Source organism: Paenibacillus sp. FSL W7-1279 (assembly GCF_037969845.1).
In the GTDB taxonomy this organism is placed as follows: Bacteria; Bacillota; Bacilli; order Paenibacillales; family Paenibacillaceae; genus Paenibacillus_AQ.
Genome location: NZ_CP150215.1, coordinates 4,827,631 through 4,848,203, shown reverse-complemented (window position 1 = coordinate 4,848,203; position 20,573 = coordinate 4,827,631). Strand labels below are relative to the sequence as shown.

General features: G+C 50.0%; 18 protein-coding genes. All 18 read left to right on the top strand.

The window, feature by feature from the left end:
* Positions 1 to 4: 4 nt before the first annotated feature.
* Positions 5 to 982, top strand: a complete 978-nt coding sequence (locus MKY82_RS21580) for a bifunctional oligoribonuclease/PAP phosphatase NrnA (RefSeq protein ID WP_194543548.1) — start codon at positions 5 to 7, stop codon at positions 980 to 982.
* A complete protein-coding gene (gene truB, locus MKY82_RS21575) occupies positions 979 to 1,890 on the top strand; it encodes a tRNA pseudouridine(55) synthase TruB (RefSeq protein WP_220684616.1) in 912 nt (303 codons plus the stop codon). Before MKY82_RS21580 ends, truB begins: the two co-directional genes overlap by 4 nt.
* A 35-nt stretch (positions 1,891 to 1,925) precedes the next feature.
* Complete coding sequence (locus tag MKY82_RS21570; protein ID WP_071220124.1) at positions 1,926 to 2,879, top strand: bifunctional riboflavin kinase/FAD synthetase; 954 nt, start codon at positions 1,926 to 1,928, stop codon at positions 2,877 to 2,879.
* A gap of 164 nt (positions 2,880 to 3,043) precedes the next feature.
* Positions 3,044 to 3,313, top strand: a complete 270-nt coding sequence (gene rpsO, locus MKY82_RS21565; protein ID WP_006211281.1) for a 30S ribosomal protein S15 — start codon at positions 3,044 to 3,046, stop codon at positions 3,311 to 3,313.
* A 408-nt stretch (positions 3,314 to 3,721) separates the two neighbouring features.
* Positions 3,722 to 5,827, top strand: a complete 2,106-nt coding sequence (gene pnp / locus MKY82_RS21560) for a polyribonucleotide nucleotidyltransferase (protein ID WP_113058664.1) — start codon at positions 3,722 to 3,724, stop codon at positions 5,825 to 5,827.
* Positions 5,828 to 5,986: 159 nt separating this feature from the next.
* On the top strand, positions 5,987 to 6,982 hold the full coding sequence (locus MKY82_RS21555) for a polysaccharide deacetylase family protein (RefSeq protein ID WP_339218309.1): 996 nt from the start codon (positions 5,987 to 5,989) through the stop codon (positions 6,980 to 6,982).
* A 91-nt stretch (positions 6,983 to 7,073) separates the two neighbouring features.
* Positions 7,074 to 8,342: a pitrilysin family protein gene (locus tag MKY82_RS21550; RefSeq protein WP_339218308.1), complete on the top strand. Its 1,269-nt coding sequence runs from the start codon at positions 7,074 to 7,076 to the stop codon at positions 8,340 to 8,342.
* Positions 8,317 to 8,763 (top strand): dUTP diphosphatase, encoded by a 447-nt coding sequence (dut, locus tag MKY82_RS21545; RefSeq protein WP_181469793.1) that lies wholly within the window; start codon positions 8,317 to 8,319, stop codon positions 8,761 to 8,763. The genes MKY82_RS21550 and dut overlap by 26 nt, the downstream gene beginning before the upstream one ends.
* Positions 8,764 to 8,972: 209 nt before the next feature.
* The gene (gene tnpA / locus MKY82_RS21540; RefSeq protein WP_071223663.1) at positions 8,973 to 9,461 is read left to right on the top strand and encodes an IS200/IS605 family transposase; all 489 of its coding nucleotides are present in this window, start codon (positions 8,973 to 8,975) and stop codon (positions 9,459 to 9,461) included.
* 287 nt (positions 9,462 to 9,748) lie between these two features.
* Positions 9,749 to 10,645 (top strand): dipicolinate synthase subunit DpsA, encoded by an 897-nt coding sequence (dpsA, locus tag MKY82_RS21535; RefSeq protein WP_194543543.1) that lies wholly within the window; start codon positions 9,749 to 9,751, stop codon positions 10,643 to 10,645.
* Entirely contained in the window at positions 10,646 to 11,236 is a 591-nt protein-coding gene (locus MKY82_RS21530) for a dipicolinate synthase subunit B (RefSeq protein ID WP_071220129.1), read from the top strand.
* Between the two features lie 81 nt (positions 11,237 to 11,317).
* Positions 11,318 to 12,364 (top strand): aspartate-semialdehyde dehydrogenase, encoded by a 1,047-nt coding sequence (locus tag MKY82_RS21525; protein WP_339294313.1) that lies wholly within the window; start codon positions 11,318 to 11,320, stop codon positions 12,362 to 12,364.
* Between the two features lie 70 nt (positions 12,365 to 12,434).
* Positions 12,435 to 13,649 carry an aspartate kinase gene (dapG, locus tag MKY82_RS21520; RefSeq protein WP_194543540.1) on the top strand — a complete coding sequence of 405 codons (1,215 nt, stop codon included), beginning with the start codon at positions 12,435 to 12,437 and terminating at the stop codon, positions 13,647 to 13,649.
* Between the two features lie 106 nt (positions 13,650 to 13,755).
* The gene (dapA, locus tag MKY82_RS21515; protein ID WP_194543539.1) at positions 13,756 to 14,637 is read left to right on the top strand and encodes a 4-hydroxy-tetrahydrodipicolinate synthase; all 882 of its coding nucleotides are present in this window, start codon (positions 13,756 to 13,758) and stop codon (positions 14,635 to 14,637) included.
* A 224-nt stretch (positions 14,638 to 14,861) separates the two neighbouring features.
* Entirely contained in the window at positions 14,862 to 16,541 is a 1,680-nt protein-coding gene (locus MKY82_RS21510; RefSeq protein ID WP_339294312.1) for a ribonuclease J, read from the top strand.
* A gap of 268 nt (positions 16,542 to 16,809) precedes the next feature.
* The gene (locus MKY82_RS21505; RefSeq protein WP_339294311.1) at positions 16,810 to 17,586 is read left to right on the top strand and encodes an ATP-dependent Clp protease proteolytic subunit; all 777 of its coding nucleotides are present in this window, start codon (positions 16,810 to 16,812) and stop codon (positions 17,584 to 17,586) included.
* Entirely contained in the window at positions 17,583 to 17,825 is a 243-nt protein-coding gene (locus MKY82_RS21500; protein WP_194543537.1) for a YlzJ-like family protein, read from the top strand. The genes MKY82_RS21505 and MKY82_RS21500 overlap by 4 nt, the downstream gene beginning before the upstream one ends.
* Positions 17,826 to 17,865: 40 nt before the next feature.
* A complete protein-coding gene (locus MKY82_RS21495; RefSeq protein ID WP_194543536.1) occupies positions 17,866 to 20,541 on the top strand; it encodes a DNA translocase FtsK in 2,676 nt (891 codons plus the stop codon).
* The last annotated feature ends 32 nt before the right edge of the window (positions 20,542 to 20,573 follow it).

The window sequence follows — 20,573 nt, the reverse complement described above, 5'->3', positions numbered from 1 at the left end:
GCGAATGCAGACCTATGAACAAGAGCTGCAGCAGGTGAAGTCATTCCTGCTGGAGCACGATGATTATTTGGTTGTGTCGCATGTTCAGCCCGATGGAGATGCAGTCAGTTCCACCCTAGCGGTGGGCTGGCTTCTCTCATGTCTGGGCAAGAAATTCACGATGATCAATGAGGGGCCCATTCCAAAACGCATGAAAATGTTGTGGCATGCAGAAGACATTCTCAATCTGTCAGAACAGCATCCTGGAAGAACGTTCTCACACGTCATTTGTGTGGATTGTGCGGATTTTGCTAGAGTAGGCTATACGAAACAAGTATTTGCCGATCATGCAAGCATCGTTAATATTGACCATCATCCAACAAACGATCGTTATGGAGCCGTCAACCTGGTCGTGCCGGACGCGGCAGCAACCGCTGAAATCCTTTATGATTTGCTGAATTTGTTTGAAGTGAACTGGGATGCCGATATTGCAACAGCGATATATACGGGATTGTTAACCGATACCGGCGGTTTTCGCTATTCGAATACATCGCCCAAGGTCATGAGTATTGCTTCGGATCTGTTGTCCTATGGCGTCAACGGTCCCGAGATTGCGGAAACGTTACTGGAGGAAATGACGCTTCCACAGATGAAGGTGCTGGTTCAGGCGTTAAACACGTTAAGTCTGTCGGATGACGGCAAAATAGCCTGGGTATACGTAACGCCTGAGTTTATGGAATTATGCGGCGCCGTTAGCGAGGATCTGGAGGGAATTGTCAATTACCCCCGCAACATTCAGGGAGTTGAAGTCGGCATTCTGTTCAAATCGCTGAAGTCCGGAATGGTCAAGGCGAGTTTACGTTCAGCCGGAAAAGTGGATGTGGCGGCATTAGCCCAAATATTTGGCGGAGGCGGCCATGTGCGGGCAGCCGGTTGCAGCATTGAAGGCTCGCTTCATGACATCATTCCTAGAGTAATAGAGCAGGTGAGATTAAAGCTATGACACAATTAGAAGGCATCTTGGCCGTTCACAAGCCGGCAGGCTGGACATCCCACGATGTGGTCGCGAAAGTTCGGGGAATGGTTCGTTTGAAGCGAATCGGACATACGGGCACGCTGGACCCCGAAGTAACGGGTGTGCTTCCGTTATGCTTGGGGAGAGCCACACGAGTTGTGGAATACCTGCAGGAACTGCCTAAAGAATATCATGCGGTTCTCCGCCTCGGATATTCGACGGATACCGAAGATATTACCGGGAATGTAGTGGAGACGGCAGATGATGTCCATGTGACAAGGGAGGAAGCGCTTGAAGCGCTGCAATCTTTTACAGGCCAGATCTCGCAGATCCCGCCCATGTTTTCCGCTGTCAAAATCAATGGTAAACGATTATACGAGCTTGCCAGAGAAGGGAAGACGGTGGAACGCAAGAGCCGGACGGTAACGATTCATGAAATCGAAATGACGGATTTTGATGCTGAAGGGGATTATACGGAAATTTCTTTCCGCGTATTATGCTCCAAAGGTACATACATCCGCACCCTTTGCGTGGATATCGGGAAGAAGCTCGGCGTGCCATCTGTCATGGTTAAGCTGGTACGCACAGTATCAGCGGGAATCACGGAGGAGCAGTGCTTAACCCTGGAGCAAATTGAGCAGTTCATGAAGGATGATACGCTGCACACCCGGCTCATTCCCGTGGATCAAGCGATTGATTATCTGCCGAAGCATACGGTTTCTGAAGAGAAAACCGATGCTGCCCTGCAAGGACAGCGCTTGTCCTCAAGAGCGGTGGAGCCGCCGGTTGACAGCTCGGAGCCTATTCGTTTGTATGATATAAAGGAAAACTTTCTGGGAATCTATAAGCGGCAAGAGGAGACAGGGGCTATCGTTCCTGTGAAAGTATTTTCCTAAGCACGACTGGATTTAGTGAGTGGAGGTGAGTAAGCATGAGGGTTGTTTCTTTATCCTATCCTGTATCTTCTGATATTGTACGAGAAGCTGCCGAGCCGAAGGTAGCTGCAATCGGCCAGTTCGACGGTCTTCATCTGGGACATGCCAGCGTGCTTTCGACGGCTGTTAATATTGCGCGGGAGAATGGAGTGCCGGCTGCACTCATTACCTTTTATCCTCATCCGAAAGACGTCATTGGTAAAGGGAGCTATGAGGGATATCTGACACCTCAGCCTGACAAGCAGCAGCTGCTTGAGGCAATGGGGATCGATATTTTGTACGTTGTCGAGTTCAATAAGGAGTTCTCCCAGGTGAGTCCGGAAACGTTTGTTGAAGAAATGCTGTTTCCCTTGAATCTGCAAACGGCGGTTGTCGGATTTGATTTCCGATTCGGCCATAAGGGCGCCGGTGACGCGGTCAAGCTTCAGGAACTCGGCGAAGGCAGGATGTCTGTCGTTACGGTTCCGCCGTTCCTGGTCGATGGCGAGAAGGTGGGAAGTTCATCCATACGGATTGCCTTGAAAACAGGACAGCTGTCGGATGCAAACCGCTGGCTCGGACGGAATTACCATATCCGCGGCACGGTTATTCATGGGGAGAAGCGGGGAAGAAAGATCGGTTTTCCTACTGCCAACTTGGAATTAACCGATCCGTTCGTGGCACCTGCATTAGGCGTCTATGCCGTCCGTGCTCGCACGGATAAGCATCACGACTGGATTCCGGGCGTCATGAACATCGGCGTGAAGCCGACGTTCCACGAAGGGATTACAGAACCGATCTTCGAGGTCCATCTGTTCGATTTTGAAGGGGATCTGTATGACCAGATCATGACGGTGGATATTGTTCAATATATCCGCAAGGAGCATAAATTCGAATCGGTTCAGGAGCTTGTGGAATGGATTCAGCGAGATGCCGTCGAGGCCCGCAAAATATTGAAAGTCAGTGAATAAACGGTTTGGGACAAATTGTTCGCAAACGGATTTTCTTTTTCAGGTAAAGTATGCTATACTCTTAGAGGTCGCCTGAAGATAGGGCGATTTAACCTTGGCTTGGATGTTCGATCTCACCGTCGGTACCTGGGCCAATGGCGATTATAATGAGGGAGGTGAACAGGATGGCATTAACTCAAGAACGTAAACAACAACTGATTGACGAGCACAAAACTCATGAGTCCGATACAGGATCTCCAGAGGTGCAAATCGCTATCCTAACGGAAAACATTACGAACTTGACTGACCACTTGCGTACTCACAAGAAGGATCATCATTCCCGTCGTGGATTGTTGAAAATGGTCGGCCAACGCCGTAAGTTGCTTGCATACTTGAAAAACAAGGATGTTAAACGTTACAGTGCTTTGATCGAGAAGCTTGGATTGCGTCGCTAATCATCCATAAGATGTGCCGAAAACAGCCTGGTTGTCCACTGTCCTTCTTGGAACGACAGCGGCACAGCCGGGCTCTTTTCTAAGTATTGTACAATTTACCGTTTTCGAGCTTCCCCACAAAGTACTGCGTACGCTTCATAGCCTAAACTCCACTTTGTGGGGTTATCTTAATATAGATTCTTTATAGATTGTAGGCGTGGTCTGTTCGCTGAATTTCGCTTAATGGTATAACCAGGGGCAATCTATACGGAGAATGTTCTATACGGTTCGGGTTGTTCCTGTACATAGGTTTGCGATTTCGACCGTTTGGATGGCTCTGGTTAGGAAATGTGGACAGTGTTTTGCAAAAGACATGCTGATGGTAGAAGCAGATTTCAAAAAAAATTTATCCCCATGAGGAGGGATTACATGGAAACACGTGTTGAAATGCAGCTTGGCGGAAGACCCCTCGTGTTCGAAACAGGGCGCCTTGCGAAGCAGGCAAATGCGGCTGTGATGGTTCGTTACGGCGAAACGGCAGTCCTGTGTACAGTGACAGCTTCCAGTGAACCGAAGGATTTGGATTTCTTTCCATTGACGGTCAACTATGAGGAGCGTTTGTACGCCGTCGGTAAAATTCCGGGTGGATTCATCAAACGGGAAGGCAGACCAAGCGAGAAAGCGATTCTTGCCAGTCGTCTGACAGACCGTCCGATTCGTCCGTTGTTCCCTGAAGGCTTCCGTAATGATGTACAGGTTCTGAACCTCGTGATGAGCGTAGATCAGGATTGCGAGCCGGAAATCGCGGCAATGATCGGTACTTCCGCTGCCTTGAGCATCTCGGATGTGCCTTTTAACGGCCCGATCGGCGGCGTAGCGGTCGGTCGCGTTGACGGCAAATTCGTGGTGAACCCGAATATTGCCGAGCAGGAAGCGAGTGATATCTATCTGGTCGTTGCTGGCACCAAAGATGCGATCATGATGGTTGAAGCCGAAGCGAACGAAGTTCCTGAGGAAGTCATGCTGGAAGCAATCATGTTCGGGCATGAGGAAATCAAGAAAATCGTAGCCAAGATCGAAGAACTCGTAGCCGCTTGCGGTAAAGAGAAAATGGCGGTTAAACTTCATGCGGTAAATGAAACGGTGAATCGTGAAGTGCGCGATTTCGCCGAAGCTCGTCTTGTTGAAGCGGTTCGCATTGAGGAGAAACATGCTCGCCAGGATGCGATTGACGCTATCAATGATGAAGCGTACACCGTATTTGAAGAGAAGTATATCGAGACGCCTGAGTTGTTGAAGGATGTTAAAGAAGTGCTTCACGATATCGTGAAGGAAGAAGTTCGACGTTTGATCACGCATGACAAGGTTCGTCCGGATGGTCGTGGTCTGTCCGAGATCCGTCCTATCGATTGCGATACCAGCTTGCTGCCTAGAACGCATGGTTCCGGTCTGTTTACACGTGGACAAACCCAGGCTCTAAGCGTATGTACACTAGGTGCTCTAGGTGATGTACAGATTCTCGATGGAATCGATCTGGAAGAGACCAAGCGTTTCATGCACCATTACAACTTCCCGCCGTTCAGCGTAGGGGAAGCTCGTCCGCTTCGCGCTCCAGGCCGTCGTGAAATTGGTCACGGCGCACTCGGTGAACGTGCATTGTCGAAGGTCATTCCGAATGAAGTGGAATTCCCGTACACGATTCGCCTCGTGTCTGAAGTTATTGAATCGAATGGTTCGACTTCCCAAGCGAGTATTTGTGCGAGCACGCTTGCTATGATGGATGCAGGGGTACCGATCAAAGCACCTGTAGCCGGCGTGGCGATGGGCTTGATTAAAGACGGAGATCATGTTTCCATCTTGACCGATATTCAAGGGATGGAAGACCATCTCGGAGACATGGACTTCAAGGTTGCAGGGACACCTGACGGGGTTACCGCCATTCAGATGGATATCAAGATCGACGGTATCGACCGCGCGATTTTGCAGGAAGCACTGCAGCAGGCCAAAGAAGGACGGATGCATATCCTTGGAAAAATGGCAGAAGCCATTCAAAAGCCAAGAGAAACGTTATCCCAATATGCGCCTAAGATTATTACGATGCAGATCAATCCGGACAAAATCCGTGATGTAATCGGTGCCGGCGGCAAGATCATCAACAAAATCATCGAAGAAACCGGCGTGAAAATCGATATCGAGCAAGACGGCCGCGTGTTTATTGCATCTTCCAACGATGAGATGAACAAAAAAGCTCTTTCGATTATCGAAGGCATAGTGCGTGAGGTAGCTGTTGGCGAAATCTATACAGGTACTGTAAAACGGATTGAGAAATTCGGTGCATTCGTTGAAATCCTGCCTAACAAAGACGGGCTTGTTCATATCTCCCAGCTCTCGACCGAGCGCGTAGCGAAGGTAGAGGACGTGGTTGCAATCGGTGACGTCATTACCGTGAAGGTTACCGAAATCGACCAGCAGGGACGGATTAACCTGTCTCGCAAAGCGGTTTTGACTGCGGAAACAAACAAGAGCGGATCGTAATCCGCGCTTTGTTTGTTTAACAGCATATAGATAGAAGGAAAAGAGGCAGAACCTATTATTCTGGCTCTTTTTTTTAATCATTCGGGCATCACTTTGCGGCACATATTTCCTCCTGAACCTACATAAAATGGGACAAAGCTTCTCAAGGGGAGGGTGGATATGCCCATGAATGGAAAAAAGATGGTCGTGCTGCTAACCGGTGCCGCAATGGTGTCGGCTGTTGCTGTGTTCAGCGGGGCCTGGGGATATGTTTCGGGACTGCAGAATAATAAACCGGAGGCACAGTTCGCAAGCGGTTCAGAGAGGGCGGTAGACCTGGATTTATTGAGTCAAATCGAAGCCGCTGCGGCGAAGTCGCGAATTGAGCCGGTGGATGCCAGGGTGGACTCCGTGTGGAAAGCGATCCCCGGTTATAATGGACTCGAAATCGATATAGAGGCTACATACCAAGCTGCATCGTCAAAAAAGCGAAAAGCCGGAGAAGCCATCCCTTACGTGTACCGGCAAATTCCGGCCAAAGTAACGCTGAATGATCTTGGAGATCAACCAATCTATCGGGGCAACCCCGACAAGCCGATGGTATCGCTGATGATTAACGTGGCCTGGGGGAATGAATTTCTGGTGCCAATGCTGGACACGCTGGATGCGGAGAAGGTGAAGACAACCTTTTTCCTGGATGGGAGCTGGTTGAAGAAGAACCCTGAGCTTGCCGGCGAAATTCTGAAACGAGGTCATGAGGTGGAGAATCATGCCTATACGCATCCGAACATGAGCCGTCTCAGCAGGGATCGGGCGGAGCTGGAAATTGCGAAGACGCAGGATCTGCTCAAAGAAAGTTTGGGCGTAGAGAACAAATGGTTTGCTCCGCCTTCCGGCGATTTTAATCAACAGACCGTATCCATTGCTAAAGCAAGGGGATTGAAGACGGTCCTATGGACGCTCGATACGGTTGATTGGAAGCATCCTGCGCCGGATGCAGTCGTTCAGAAGATATCCACGAAGGTGGAGCCGGGTTTCCTGATTTTGATGCACCCCACCGATTCCTCGTCCCAGGCGTTAAAGGGAATGATTGACGGAATACGTGCCAAAGGGCTGGAAATAGGAACCGTTAGCCAGACGCTTTCTCCTGAGCGAATCATGCCGAAAGGAAGTTGAGCCGCATGGTAAAGTTTGATAGAATGAATGGATGGCATGAGGCTGGTAATCAGCTTATGTAAGCCTGGATGGAACAGTTAGGGGGGCCCTCGTGAAAAAAATACAATTGTCTAACGGCCTAAGAGTGGTTATGGAGCAAATCCCGACAAGTCGTTCGGTTTCATTCGGTATTTGGGTGAAGACCGGATCCCGCAATGAATCGGAGGACATCAACGGGATTACGCATTTTATAGAGCACATGATGTTCAAAGGGACGGAGCGTTTTGACGCCCGTGCCATTGCTGAGGAATTTGATGCCATCGGCGGTAACGTCAATGCTTTTACGTCTAAGGAATATACGTGTTATTACGCCAAGGTGCTGGATGAGCATTTTCCGATTGCGGTTGACGTGCTGTCCGACATGTTTTTCAACTCGAAGCTGGATGCGGGCGAGTTAGCCAAGGAGAAGAACGTCATTCTGGAAGAGATCGCGATGTATGAGGATACGCCGGATGATCTGGTGCATGACCTGATGTCGTTATCGGCGTACGGCGATCACCCGCTGGCTTATCCGATTCTGGGTACGAAGGAACGGCTTGAATCAATGGATTCACAAGCGCTTAGAGCTTACATGGATAAACACTATACCATTGAGAATACGGTAATCGCTCTGGCAGGCAACATCAATGATGATGTGATTGAAATATTGGAACGTCATTTTGGCGGATTTAACAATCACGGCAGCTCCGAGCCGCTGGCCGTGCCCGCCTTTTTGGACGGCGTTCAGTTCCGCAAGAAGAAAACAGAGCAGAATCATATCTGCATGTCGTTTCCCGGCTGCTCCATCGGAGACGAGCTACAGTATGCAATGGTCCTGTTGAATAACGCCATTGGCGGCGGCATGAGTTCACGCTTGTTTCAGGAAATCCGGGAGAAGCGCGGACTGGCATACTCGGTATATTCATATCATAGTTCACACGCAGATAACGGGATGTTCACCATTTATGCTGGTACAGCGCCCAAGCAGACAAAGGAAGTCCTTCAGCTGACGACGGAAATGCTGCATGATCTGGCACAGAACGGGATGACGGAGGAAGAGCTGCGCAAAGGGAAGGAACAACTGAAGGGCAGTCTCATTCTAAGCTTGGAGAGCACGAGCAGCCGCATGAACCGCTTGGGCAAGAACGAATTGATGCTGGGCCGCCATTTCAGTCTGGATGAAATCATTAAGCGGATTGAACAGGTGGACATGAAGGATGTCGACGCGGTTCTTGACCGTATGTTTGGGACTCCATATGCACTAGCGATGGTAGGAACTTCAGATAAAGCACTGAATGTACTTAGGAGGAATGAATTTGTTGCACTACGTTCAAATCAATAGATTGCCAGGTAATGAAGATGTCAAACTTCCCGTGAAAATGTCCGAGCTGGCGGCAGGCTTTGACCTGCACGCAGCAGTTGCGGAGCCGGTGGTTTTGAATCCAGGCGAACGCCAATTAATCCCGACCGGTTTTGCGATTGCCATGCCGGCTGAGCTTGAAGCTCAAATCCGCCCGCGCAGCGGACTGGCTTACAAGCATGGTATTACCTGCCTGAATTCTCCAGGTACGATTGATGCCGATTATCGCGGGGAAGTGAAGGTGCTGCTGGTGAATTTGGGACAAGAGCCATTTGCGATTGAGCGCAATGAACGTATTGCCCAGATGGTGTTCAAAACCGTTCCGGCAGTAGAATTCATGGAAGTTGACGAGTTGTCCGACACCGTACGGGGTGCAGGTGGATTCGGTCATACCGGCAAGTAAACCCATTCATGATCCGTTATCGGTATCCATCATCGTATTTTACAAAGCACACCGCTCCGGCCTAGCCGGGCGGTGTTTTTTTGTAAAAAGAAAACCATACGCTATGCGTATGGTTCAGGATAGCTTAAGCGTTGTATAAAAAAAATCCTCCGAAGTGTTAAGATAAATTCGGTTCGCCAACCAAATTTAAAACACGAGGAGGAGATCAGATGGCATCTGATGTGAACAGTTTAGCACATACAAAATGGAATTGTAAGTATCACATAGTGTTTGCACCAAAGTACAGAAGACAAGTGATCTATGGGAAATTGAAAAGAGATATAGGAAAAATACTAAGACAATTGTGTGAAAGAAAAGGTGTAGAAATTATAGAAGCAGAGGCATGTAAAGATCATATACACATGCTGGTAAGTATACCGCCGAAAATAAGTGTGTCATCATTTATAGGGTATCTAAAAGGGAAGAGTAGCTTAATGATATTTGATCGCCATGCAAATTTAAAATATAAGTATGGGAATCGAAAATTCTGGTGTAAAGGGTTTTATGTGGACACGGTAGGAAGGAACAAGAAAGTGATTGAAGAGTATATACGAAATCAGTTACAAGAAGACGTGGTTGCAGAGCAAATGACGCTGGAAGAGTATATAGATCCATTCACAGGAGAAGAAACAGGAAGCAAACGAAAGAAGAAGAACTAGAAGACCCCTTAAGGGGTAGCCGAAAAAGTAGTGCGGTTGGCGAACGATTCAATGCCCTTTAGGGCTGGCCAGTAACAAAGGCTTTCAGCCGCAGAGCAAACCACCCGTTCACACGGGTGGTTTTGATTCGTCAGCGTTCACGCAAAATGGATCCAGATCCGGCTTCGCCCTTCATAGCGGTATTTATTGCGTTAAGGCGGTAGTTTAATTGAAATGCGCTCACCACCCTATAGGCGGCGGCATAAGATGGTTTATACGTTGGTTAGAAGAAAGGAGCGAGGCCTTCCATGCTGACTGGAGTCCGGACCGTCTTTGTTGGAGGAGACGCAAGGCAAATTGAGGTCATACGAAAATGCGCTGAGATGGATGCCTCCGTCATGATCGCCGGGTTTGAGAAATTGCAGGATTCTTTTCAGGGAGTGACTCGCGAGCCGCTCACGCCAGAGCTGTTATCGAATGCCGATGCTCTGATCCTGCCTGTCGTGGGATGTGATGACGAGGGACGTGTCAGCGCGCTGTTCTCAGAAGGGCCATTGCGATTGCAGGATGAACATATCGCAGCGATGCCCGGACATGGAGTGATCTATACAGGCATGGCGAAACCCTATTTACGCTCGCTATGTGACAAATATAAGATCAAGCTGGTAGAGATTTTGGAGAGGGACGATGTGGCCATCTATAATTCCATTCCGACAGCGGAAGGTGCGCTGATGATGGCGATCCAAAACACGGATTTTACGATTCATGGATCAACCAGCATGGTGCTTGGCATGGGACGGACGGGGTTCACCATGGCTCGCAGCCTGCAAGGGCTGGGTGCCAAAATCCGGATGGGCGTACGCAAATCGGAGCACTATGCCAGAGCGGAGGAAATGGGCTGGAAGCCCTTCCTGGTAAGGGATCTGGGTTCTTATGTGTCGGATATTGACTTGCTTTTTAACACGATTCCAACTATGATAGTCACAGCACAAATCATCTCGAAAATGCCTCGGGAGGCTGTCATCATCGACCTTGCCTCCGCACCTGGCGGATGCGATTTTCGCTATGCTGAAAAACGGGGTATCAAAGCCATGCTCGCACCCGGACTACCCGGAATCGTGGCTCCAAAAACAGCCGGCATTATTATGGCCAACACGCTGGTGGAGCTGATTTCTGAAGAAATCAAGATTCGGGGGGATGCGTAGATGAATTGGAATGGAATAACAGTGGGTTATGCCCTGACAGGATCGCACTGCACGCTTGAAGAAGTGATGCCGCAGATCCAGCGGTTCAAAGATGGTGGAGCAAATGTGGTGCCGATTGTGTCCAGCACCATCATGACAACCGATACCCGATTCGGCACATCGGAGAATTGGCAGAAACAGTTGAAAGATATAACCGGGAATGATATTATTTCTACAATTGTGGAGGCGGAACCGCTAGGTCCATCCAAGCTCCTTGACGTTCTGGTTATCGCCCCATGCACGGGAAACACGACCAGCAAGCTGGCCAATGCGATGACTGACAGCCCTGTTTTAATGGCAGCCAAGGCGCAGATGAGAAATTGCAGACCGCTGGTTCTGGCGATTTCTACGAATGATGGCCTTGGGCTGAATGCGGCGAATATCGCTAAGCTGCTTGTAACGAAAAACATTTATTTTGTTCCTTACGGACAGGATAATCCACAGCAGAAGCCTAATTCGCTTGTCGCCAAAATGGATTTGATTCCGGAAGCGTGTTATGCGGCTCTGGAAGGGAAACAGCTGCAGCCGATGATCGTAGAATATTCGCATTAACCGCGATTCAGCCTGTTGAACAACAAGGCATCATAGAAGAGCGACAGCCGCGGTTTCATTCATGAAGGGGAGTTTAGACAGATGACCGAGCATCTTTATAATGTGGCTGTTGTTGGAGCAACCGGCGCAGTCGGGCAACAGATTCTCAAGCTGTTGGAGTCGCGTCATTTTCCGATTGCTGAGTTAAAGCTGTTGTCCTCTGCAAGATCTGCCGGTAAAGCATTGAACTTCAAAGGCCAAGCGATCCTTGTGGAAGAAGCAACCCCCGACAGTTTTGCAGGAATCGATATCGCGCTGTTCAGTGCGGGCGGCGATGTGAGCAAGGCACTTGCGCCACATGCGGTACGCCATGGAGCGGTATGCATCGATAACACCAACGCATTCCGCATGGATCCGGATAAAGTGCTGGTCGTGCCTGAGGTTAACCCTGAGAAGATTGATGAACATAACGGTATTATTGCGAATCCGAATTGCTCAACGATTCAGATGGTAGCAGCGCTGAAGCCGCTTCATGACGCATACGGCATATCCCGCATTATCGTTTCAACCTATCAAGCCGTTTCTGGCGCAGGGCATCAAGCCATTGATGAAATGCTGCGCCAGAGCAAAGAGATTCTTGACGGCCAAAAGGTGCAGCCTGATATTTTACCTGTTGGATCGCTGCCTGTGAAGCATCAAATCGCCTTTAACGCGATTCCGCAGATCGATAAATTTACAGAGAATGGTTATACCATGGAAGAAATGAAGATGGTCCGTGAGACCAAAAAAATTATGGGCGACGAATCCATCGAAGTGACGGCTACCTGTGTTCGTATTCCAGTCGTTAGCGGGCATTCGGAATCCGTGTACGTTGAATTCAAGAATGACTATGATCTGGAAGAAGTTCATCGACTTCTGTCGAATGCACCCGGTGTTACGCTGGTTGACGATCCAGCTGCACAATCGTATCCGCTTGCTACGGAAGCCGTGGGGAAACCGGATGTATTCGTAGGAAGGCTTCGCCGCGATCTGGGACATAAGCGTGGACTTAACATGTGGATCGTTTCAGATAATCTTCTGAAGGGTGCAGCATGGAATGCCGTGCAAATCGCAGAAATCATCGTCAACAAACGGAACGGCCAGGCTTAGTAGCCGGCCGTTTCAGTCGGTCGGCCCGAAATTCACGTCTCCTGGGCATATACAAACGGAGGAATATTTTATGCGCATCTTAGTTCAAAAATTCGGCGGCACCTCTTTATCCACACCGCAAGCAAGAACCCATGTTATTGGGCACATCCAGCGCGAACTGGCTAATCACTACCAATTGGTCGTAGTCGTATCGGCTATGGGACGACGCGGGGAGCCTTACGCAACAGATACTCTTCTGGACTGGATCGATCATAATGGAAACGCGCTTCCAGACAGAGAGCGGGATTTGCTGCTCTGCTGCGGTGAGATTATCTCAGCTACAACGCTGTGCAGTCTGCTTCAGCATGAAGGGATAACCGCGACGGTGCTGACGGGTGCCCAAGCCGGGTTTCTTACAGACGATCACTTCGGAAATGCACGCATTAAGGACGTAAAACCTGAACGGGTTTTGAAAGAGCTGGAGTCTCATCAGGTCGTGATCGTGACCGGTTTCCAAGGACAGACCGATTCGGGTGACTTTACGACGCTGGGGAGGGGCGGAAGCGATACGTCGGCTACCGCGCTTGGAGCCGCGCTTCGCGCCGAAATGGTTGATATCTACACGGACGTCAACGGTATTCTTACGGCGGATCCCCGCATCGTGGAAGATGCGAAGCCGCTCAGCTATGTAAGTTATACGGAGATTTGCAATATGGCTCATCAAGGTGCCAAGGTGATTCACCCTAGAGCAGTTGAGATTGCCATGCAATCCCAAATTCCGGTCAGAGTGCGGTCGACCTTCTCGGATAATGAGGGAACACTGGTTACCCAGCCGGAAGGTTTCAGAGATATACAATCCGGAATCGTGGACCGCTTTGTGACGGGAGTTGCTTATGTAAGCAATATTACGCAAATCTCAGTGGAGTGCGATCGCATGGAAGGTCTTCAGCTGAAGGTTTTCAAATCGATGGCGGAACATTCCATCAGCGTGGACTTTATTAATGTTACCCCTACAGGAGTCCTTTATACGGTATTTGACAGCGATTCGGAGAAGGCGATTGAAGTGCTGCAGAGCCTGGATTTGAAACCAAAAAGCTTGTCCGGCTGTGCGAAGGTATCCGTTATTGGTGGGGGTATCAACGGAGTTCCGGGCATCATGGCCAAAATCGTGGAATCCTTGAGCGAGCACGATATTCCGATTCTGCAATCGGCAGATTCGAACACAACGATCTGGGTGCTTGTGAAGAAGGAAGATATGGCTCAAGCGCTGCGCGCGTTGCATCATAAATTCGAACTTCACCGATAAGGACCCGGGATGATCTGTTCGTTAAACGTTTGATAGGAAATACTATATATAAGATTACTTACGAAGGAAGCTTGCCCGCTGGGGACAGCTTTAAGGAGGAATCATTGTGGATTTCGGAAGATTGATTACGGCTATGGTAACCCCATTTGATCAGAATGGCGAGATCAATTGGGACGAGACTGCGAGATTGATTGAGCACCTGATTGTGGAACAGAAATCGGACTCCCTGGTCATTGCAGGGACGACGGGCGAATCGCCAACGCTTCGCGAAGACGAAAAGCTAGAATTGTTTAAGTTCGCAGTGAAGCAGGCGGATGGACGGAGCAAGATCATTGCAGGTACCGGCAGCAACGATACGGCACATTCTGCAGAATTGACGAAAAAAGCGGAAAGCTGCGGCGTCGACGGTATTTTGCTTGTCGCTCCGTATTATAATAAGCCGAACCAGGAAGGGCTCTACCAGCACTTTAAGGTGATCGCTGAGGCAACTTCCTTGCCTGTCATGCTGTACAACGTACCGGGGCGGACGGGCATCAGCCTAAGCACGGCCACCACCCTGCGTCTGGCTGAAATACCGAACATCGTTGCAACCAAGGAATGTGCTTCGATTGACCAGGTTACGGGCATTGCCGCAGGGGCTCCGGACGGGTTCATCGTATATTCCGGCGACGATTCCGCAGCACTGCCTGCCCTGGCCGTTGGTGCTTACGGAATCGTAAGCGTGGCCAGCCATATCGCTGGTGCCCGTATGAAGGATATGATCCAAGCTTATGTGGAAGGAAACGTGAAGGAAGCTGCCAAGCTGCATCAATCCTTGTTTCCGCTGTTCAAGGGCCTGTTTGAATGTCCTGACCCGCTTCCGAACCCGGCGGCGGTTAAATTCGCTCTGAATGAGCGGGGCTATCAGGTCGGCGGCGTTCGCCTGCCGCTCGTTTCTCCTAGCGAGAATGAGGCTGCATTTATCCGTAAGATGCTGTCATCCTTGTAACCTGCGCACCCGCCATACTCAAGCCACTGCCTTCCACGAAGGCCGTGGCTTTCTTCGTTTTAAACCCTTCTGTTTCTGGGTATCCTATGGCTCACGAAGGTGGTTGACTTGTGTTTTCACTTTTTCATCATGTATAATGAATTCAAGTGACTGGGTGCGGTATTTTTTTGAAATTTAATATAACAATGGTACGACGTCCAAAACTATAGGAGGGTTAGATACATTTGTCTAAGAAAATAAGCAACGATAAACTATCGATTTTTGCCTTGGGCGGCGTCGGTGAGATCGGGAAGAACATGTATGTCATTCAATATGCCAATGACATCGTTGTCGTGGATGCGGGATTGAAGTTCCCAGAAGAAGATATGCTTGGGATTGATATTGTTATTCCTGATATTAGCTATTTAACGGAGAATCGAGACAAAGTGAGAGGGATTTTGCTGACTCACGGTCACGAGGACCATATCGGCGGCCTCCCTTACGTATTGAAACACTTGAATGTTCCTGTATACGGAACGAAATTGACGCTCGGACTCGTGGAAAACAAGCTCAGAGAAGCGAATTTGCTTGGTGAGACGAAACGGATGCTGATCCATGCGGATTCGGAAGTACAACTCGGAAACACATTGAAAGCGACCTTCTTCAAGACCAATCACAGTATTCCGGATTCCGTCGGAATCTGTATCGAAACACCGGAAGGCAATGTAGTGCATACGGGAGACTTTAAGTTCGACCATACTCCGGTAAATGACCAATATGCGGATCTGCAGCGTATGGCTGAGATCGGAAGCAAGGGAGTATTGGCTCTTCTGTCAGACAGCACGAACGCAGAAAGACCAGGCTTCACACCTTCCGAGAAAAACGTGGGCATCGTGCTGGAAGATATTTTCCGCAAGGCCGAGCAGCGGGTGGTTGTTGCAACGTTTGCATCCAATGTGCACCGCATCCAACAGGTTGTCAACGCAGCCGAATCCACGGGCCGTAAAATTACGGTTATCGGAAGAAGCATGGTCAACGTGGTGTCCATTGCGGCTGAGCTTGGATACTTGTATATTCCGGACGGCATGCTGATCGAACCTGAAGAGGTTAACAAAATGGCGGCCGACCGCGTTGTCGTATTGTGTACAGGCAGTCAAGGAGAGCCGATGTCAGCGCTCACACGCATGGCACGCTCCACTCACCGCAAGGTGGATATTCTGCCAGGGGATACGGTTATCATTGCAGCAACACCGGTTCCAGGTAATGAAAAATATGTCGGCCGTACGATTGATGAGTTGTTCCGTCTTGGAGCAGACGTGATTTATAGTGGATCCAATTCGGGTGTCCACGTCTCGGGTCACGGCAGCCAGGAAGAACTTAAGCTGATGCTGAATCTGATGAAACCGCAATTTTTCATCCCTGTCCATGGCGAATACCGGATGCAGCGCCGTCACGCTCTGCTAGCAGAGTCCGTTGGTGTTGATCCCGATAACATCTTTATTACCGATATCGGTGAAATTGTGGAAATTCAAGGCGGCTCGGCCCGCAAAGCCGGCAAAGTAACCGCTGGCAATGTTCTGATAGACGGACTTGGCGTTGGTGACGTAGGAAACATCGTACTGCGCGACCGCAAGCTTCTGTCCCAGGACGGAATTCTGGTCGTTGTCGTTACCTTGAGCAAGCAAAACGGTTCCATCGTATCCGGTCCTGATATTATTTCGCGTGGATTCGTATACGTACGGGAATCCGAAGGGCTTCTGGATGAAGCCAATCGTATCGTTTCCAGCACGCTTCAGAAGCTGATGAGTGAAAACGTGAATGAATGGGCGTCACTGAAGACCAGCGTAAAAGACGCTTTGGGACGCTTCTTGTATGAACAAACACGTCGCAGACCGATGATCTTGCCGATCATTATGGAAGTCTGATACAAGATAACAACATAAATCAGGCACACAGTCGCCCCTTTTTCGCAGGTAATAATTGGACGGTTCCCGCGAAAGAGGGGCTTTTTATAGGTTAATCCTAAAACTTCTCCGAGTCATTTCGGCAGAAGTTTTTTTGTGGTTTCTGCAATGACGACCTCATGCTCAAAACATCGGATAAGCATAAAATAGTCCCGTCATTTGCCATACTAAGGTTTAGCTATGTGTTGGTTGCAGCAGCTAGACATTAAGATAAAGGCAGGGATGCGAAGTGGACAACGATCAATGGATGACCGGCAGCAGAAAAGGAGAATGGACTGGTGAAACGGAGGCTCCTCAGGTCGTCCCCACCGAGGAAGCCAAGAAAGCGGCCGTGACGGAAACCATACAGCAGCTGGGACAGACGGGCCTTCCGACCGGCGGGGAATCGAACATATTTTGCATGACGATAATTGGACAAATCGAGGGCCATATCGTGCTGCCGCCGCAAAATAAAACGACCAAATACGAGCATATGATTCCACAGCTCGTGGCAGCTGAACAAAACCCGCGGATCGAAGGCCTCTTGATCATTCTCAATACCGTTGGCGGTGACGTGGAAGCCGGACTTGCCATTGCCGAGATGATTGCATCGCTCAGCAAACCGACCGTAACGGTAGTCATTGGCGGCGGGCATAGTATCGGCGTCCCGATCGCTGTAGCGGCGGACCACTCGATCATCGCGGAGAGCGCGACGATGACCATTCACCCGATACGCATGAGCGGGTTAGTCATTGGCGTGCCGCAAACCTTTGAATACATGGAGAAAATGCAGGAGCGTGTCGTTCGTTTTGTGACGAGCCATTCGAGGATAACAGAGGAACAGTTTAAGGATCTGATGTTTAAAACCGGTGAATTGAACAGGGATATCGGTACCGCGGTTTCGGGTACAGACGCCGTCAAATATGGCCTCATGAACGAAGTGGGGGGAATCGGGCAGGCCTTAAGCCGGTTGAACAGTATGATTGCAGAACGTAAAACGATAAGCCCTGGGGGGATCACGCAATGATATGGTACAGCGTCATCCCTTTGGATTCGGCCGGGCTGCTGCAAGGAGAGCAGGCAGCCGTTACGTCCAGGGAAATTCGGGTTGAAGGAATACTGATGGAAGTTGAACCGATGTCAGAGGACCAGGCGAAAATTGTCCGTTTACTCGACTGCGGGCTTCAAGATTACTTGAATCCACGCTATTCTCCGGGGGCAATGATTCGCTATATTCCGACGGTAGAAAATGAGGCTAAAGGCTGAAAACAGAACATAGGTACGCCACCGAATATTATGCTATAATATGGATTCGGGGGTGACACTTTTGGCAAAACGGAAAAGAAAGAAGAAGGCAGCCTTTGCAGCCGTTTTGAAGTATGAAATTTATGGGATTGTATTGATGACACTTTCGGTCATTGCATTATCCGGAGAAGCACCGGTGGGGCGTTCCCTGTCCAAGATGTCGGGATATCTGCTGGGCAAGTATTATTTTATCATCCCCCTAATCGGCATTTATTACGGGTTAATGGTGATGATTCACCGGAAATGGCCCAAACGCTGGAACAGCAGACGCACCGGTGTCCTTCTCTTGGTGTTATCGCTAACTTTAATGAGCAGTATTGCAGGTTTGGAGTCGAAGCTGGCCCCGATTGGACAATTGAATGCGTCAAATGCGATGAGCCAGATACATAGTGATTTGCAAGGCGAGCTCCTTCATGCCGGGGCAGATGATGGACATCATCCCGTCATGGGCAGAGACATCAGCGGCGGTTACATTGGAGCGTTGCAGTTTGCCTTTCTGTTAATGCTGTTTGGCAGCATAGGGGCCAAGTTGATTGTGATTGTCATGCTGGTTATCAGCTTCATGCTGATCACCAACCTGTCCTATGTTGATTTAATGCGGATGTTCCGCGTGAGGGTTGTAAAGGCCGGAGAACGGATTCAGAAAAAAGTGAACAGCCACCAGACCAAATCAAGAGCGGCAGCAAAATCAAGCGCGAAGGAACAACGCATGCAGCTGCCGGAGGATCTGGATGAGGACGATGATCTGGATGATATGGAGGGCATGAGGTTACCGCGCCGCAAAGCGCCGCAGTTCTTCCAGCTGTTCGGTTCCAAAGGGGGCAAACGGGACGAAGCAGTAGAAGAGGCCCGGGATGCTGCGGATGAAGCGTCCCCGGTATTTACGGTTGGTAACGGACATGGTGCTAAGGAGAAAGAGGAGGTCGTCCTCTTCAACAGTCAGGTCCAACCGGAGGAAGAAGCGGACGTGATTTCTCCTGCAGTGGAATCCGTGCCTTCATCGCCGATTATTCGCGATTTCTTCGAGCAAGTGAAACAAGAAGGACGCCTGGATGACGAGTACGATGATCACGAAGCGGTGATACCTCCTGTGCAAGAGGAATCTCCGGGGGATACCGCAGCGAGTCCTGAGGCCACCGTTGGCAGCCTTGAAGCTTCAAATGGCGAGTTGAGCGGAGCTACACCAGCTACTACGGATAACGGAGGGCAGGAGGGAACAGCACCGGCAGCGCCGCCGGCTCCCCCACCCAAGCCGTACAAGCTGCCTCCATTCCGGCTGCTATCCAAACCCAATAACGGCGGTAAGGGTGGAGACCAGAACGATTATATGCAGACAGCGCGCAAGCTGGAAGCGACGCTGGAAAGTTTCGGCGTTCGAGCCAAGGTGCTGGAGGTTGTTCGGGGGCCATCGGTAACCCGCTATGAAATTCAGCCGGACATCGGGGTTAAAGTCAGTCGGATCGTCAATCTGACCGATGATATTGCACTTGCGCTTGCGGCCAAGGATATTCGGATGGAAGCGCCGATTCCCGGCAAATCAGCCATCGGGATCGAAGTGCCGAACAACGAAGTTTCACTAGTTACGATGAGAGAGGTTATGGAGACGCCGACGTTCCAGGACGCGGAATCGAAGCTTTCGATTGCATTTGGCCGTGATATTTCCGGCCAGACCATTGTCGGTAACTTGGCACGGATGCCCCATCTTCTTGTTGCAGGTGCAACGGGTTCGGGTAAATCCGTATGTATCAACGGCATTATTACCAGCATTCTGTATAAAGCGAAGCCGGATGAGGTTAAATTCCTGATGGTCGATCCGAAGATGGTCGAGCTTAATGTCTACAACGGGATTCCGCATTTGATGGCACCGGTGGTAACCGATCCGAAGCGGGCATCCTTGGCACTTAAGAAAATCGTGGTAGAGATGGAGAAGCGGTATGAGCTGTTCTCCAAATCGGGAACGCGAAATATTGAGGGCTACAACAATCTGATGAAGGATAATTTGCCGGCAGTGTTGCCGTATATCGTCGTTATCGTGGACGAGCTGGCCGATTTGATGATGGTTGCAGCCAACGATGTGGAAGACGCGATCACACGACTGGCCCAAATGGCCCGTGCTGCGGGGATCCACTTGATCATCGCGACGCAGCGTCCATCAGTCGACGTTATTACCGGGGTCATTAAAGCGAACATTCCGTCGCGCATTGCCTTTGGTGTGTCATCTCAGGTCGATTCCCGAACGATTCTGGACATGGCGGGGGCGGAGAAGCTGCTCGGCCGCGGGGATATGCTGTTTATGCCGATGGGCTCCTCCAAGCCGATCCGCGTCCAGGGTGCTTTCATGAGTGATCATGAAGTCGAGAATATCGTGGATTTTGTCCGGGACCAAGGACAGGCGGAGTATGACGAGTCGCTGGTGCCTGAGATAGAGGAATCCGCCGGCGCAGACGAAGAAGAATTGGATGAGTTGTATGAGCAGGCGGTGACTATCGTACTGGAAGCTAAGCAAGCGTCCGTATCGCTGCTGCAGCGGAGAATGCGCGTAGGTTATACCCGTGCAGCACGTCTCATCGATTCGATGGAGGCACGCGGGGTTATCGGACCTTATGAGGGAAGCAAACCGCGGGAAGTGCTAATGTCCATGGAGCAATATCAACAACAGCAGAATCGAATCAGTTAAGGGAGCCGATCCCACAACTTCAAACAAAGGAA